This is a genomic window from Streptomyces sp. NRRL WC-3618 (assembly GCF_001280005.1).
Classification (GTDB): domain Bacteria; phylum Actinomycetota; class Actinomycetes; order Streptomycetales; family Streptomycetaceae; genus Streptomyces.
In genome coordinates this window covers 1-2,773 of sequence record NZ_LGDW01000195.1, presented here as the reverse complement: position 1 = coordinate 2,773, position 2,773 = coordinate 1, and the positions used below count along the sequence as shown (strand labels likewise).

Below are 2,773 nucleotides of genomic sequence, written 5' to 3'. Positions count from 1 at the left end.
GCGACCTCGCTGGCCTGGGGCCTGTGGGCCGCGCAGGACAGCGACATGACCGGCGCCCTCGCGGACACCGACCTCCAGCGCATGGCACGCGGCGGCGTCGCGGCCCTGTCCACGGAGGAGGGCCTGGCCCTCCTGGACGCCGCAGTCACCGCCGCGAACCTGACGGCGCCCGACGCGCCCGCGGCCCTCGTCCCCGTACGCCTGGACACCGCGACGCTGCGGGCCGGCGCGGGTGCCGGGGGCACGGACACCGACGCGGTCCCGGCACTGCTGCGCGGCCTGGTGCGCAGGCCGCTGCGGCGCTCCGCCGCCGGTACCGCCACGGCGGCATCAGCAGTGTCGTCCGAGGCGGCCCTGCTCGCACAGCTCGCGGGCCTCGACTCGGCGGAGCGCGACAAGGTGCTCACCGAACTGGTCTGCACCCACGTGGCGGCCGTCCTCGGCTACGAGTCAGCGGCGGCCGTGGAGGCCCACCGCGCCTTCAGGGAGCTCGGCTTCGACTCGCTCACCGCCGTCGAACTGCGCAACGCCGTGAACGGCGCCACCGGTCTGCGGCTGCCCGCCACCCTGATCTTCGACTACCCGAACCCGGCCGCCCTCGCCGCGCACCTGGCCACGGCCCTGCCGCTGGGCGAAGGACCGGGCGGAGGCGGACTCTCCGCGCTCGACGAACTCGACCGCCTGGAGTCGTCGTTGCTGGCGATGGAGACCGACAGCATCGCCCACTCGAAGATCACCATCCGGCTCCAGACCCTGCTGTCGCGCTGGAGCGCACCGCAGGGCCACGGAGCGGGCGGCACCGGCCCGTCGGACGACGACCTGGACCTGGACTCGGTCTCGGACGAGGACCTCTTTAACGCGCTCGACGACGAACTCGGACTCGACTGACGTGACCGCACTCCCTGAACTGCCCGAAGTGAACCGCACGACCAGTGCCGCAGGCGCGGCCTTTATCAACACCACGAGGAGCTGACGACCAGATGTCGAACGAGGAGAAGCTTCGGGACTACCTCAAGCGGACGACATCCGACTTGCGTCAAGCTCGTCGCCGTCTGCGCGAGGTGGAGGAGCGCGACCAGGAGCCCATCGCCATCGTGTCGATGAGCTGCCGCTACCCTGGCGGGGTCCGCACCCCGGAGGAGCTGTGGCGGCTCGTCGCCGACGGCACCGACGCCCTCACCCCGTTCCCCACCGATCGCGGCTGGGACGCGGACGCGCTCGCCGACCCGGACCCCGACGAGGCCGACACCGCATACGCCCGCGTGGGCGGATTCCTGCACGAGGCCGACCGGTTCGACGCCCCGTTCTTCGGCATCTCGCCCCGCGAGGCGCTGGCCACCGACCCGCAGCAGCGGCTCCTCCTGGAGACCTCCTGGGAGCTGTTCGAGCGTGCGGGCATCGACCCGGCCTCGTTGCGTGGTAGCGCCACCGGCGTCTTCGCGGGCGTCATGTACCACGACTACGCCTCCCGGCTGCACTCGGTGCCGGAGGACGTCGAGGGCTACCTCGGCACCGGCGCCTCCAGCAGCATCGTTTCCGGCCGCGTCGCCTACACCTTCGGCCTCGAAGGCCCCGCCGTCACCATCGACACGGCCTGCTCCTCCTCGCTGGTCGCCCTGCACCTGGCCGTGCAGGCGCTGCGGAAGGGCGAGTGCTCGCTCGCGCTCGCGGGCGGCGTGACCGTGATGTTCACGCCGGGCACCTTCGTCGACTTCAGCAAGCAGCGCGGCCTGGCCTCCGACGGCCGCTGCAAGCCGTACGCGGAGGCGGGCTGCTCCTGGAGCGCCTGTCCGACGCCCGCCGCAACGGCCACGAGGTCCTCGCGGTCGTACGCGGCTCCGCCGTCAACCAGGACGGCGCCAGCAACGGCCTCACCGCGCCCAACGGCCCGTCCCAGCAGCGCGTCATCCTTCAGGCCCTCGCCAACGCACACCTGGCCCCCGAGCAGATCGACGCCGTGGAGGGCCACGGCACGGGCACAACCCTCGGCGACCCCATCGAGGCCCAGGCCCTCATCGCCACCTACGGCCAGGACCGGCCCGAGGACCGGCCGCTGTGGCTGGGCTCCATCAAGTCCAACCTCGGCCACACGCAGGCCGCCGCCGGTGTCGCGGGCGTCATGAAGATGGTCATGGCGATGCGGGAAGGCGTCCTGCCGCAGACGCTGCACGTCGACGAGCCGAGCACGCACGTCGACTGGTCCGCCGGCGCCGTCGAACTGCTGACCGAGGCGCGCGAATGGTCCGAGCGCGAGGAGGGCATGCCGCGTCGCGCCGGTGTGTCGTCGTTCGGTGTCAGCGGCACGAACGCCCACGTGATCGTGGAGCAGGTGCCGGTGGCGGAAACAACTGCTGCCGCTAAAACGGACGTTCTGTCCAGCACGCTTCCCTGGTTGGTGTCGGCCCGCAGCGCCGAGGCGCTGCGCGCGCAGGCCGGGAAGCTGCGGGAGCACGTGGCGGGGGCCGACGGCCTCGACTACGTCGACACGGGCTGGACCCTGCTGTCGGCCCGCGCGTTGCACGAGCACCGCGCGGTCGTCTTCGGCCGGGACCGGGAAGAGTTCCTGACCGGCCTCGAGGCGCTGGCGTCGGACCGGCCCGGAGTCGTCTCGGGCGCGGTCGCCGAGGGCCGCCTCGGGGTCGTCTTCACCGGCCAGGGCAGTCAACGTATCGGCATGGGAAGGGAGTTGTACGAGGCCTTTCCCGTCTTCGCCACCGCGCTGGACGAGGTGTGCGCCCACTTGGACGGCCTCCTGGCACGCCCGCTCAAGGAC

At 72.3% G+C, this 2,773-nt stretch carries 1 protein-coding gene and 1 pseudogene; both read left to right on the top strand.

Annotated features, from left to right (window positions below; all coding sequences use genetic code 11):
• On the top strand, positions 1-888 hold an 888-nt coding region (locus ADL01_RS19090; protein ID WP_234354714.1), incomplete at its 5' end, for an acyl carrier protein.
• Between the two features lie 92 nt (positions 889-980).
• Positions 981-2,773, top strand: a pseudogene (locus ADL01_RS42225) (type I polyketide synthase); the annotation flags it as partial.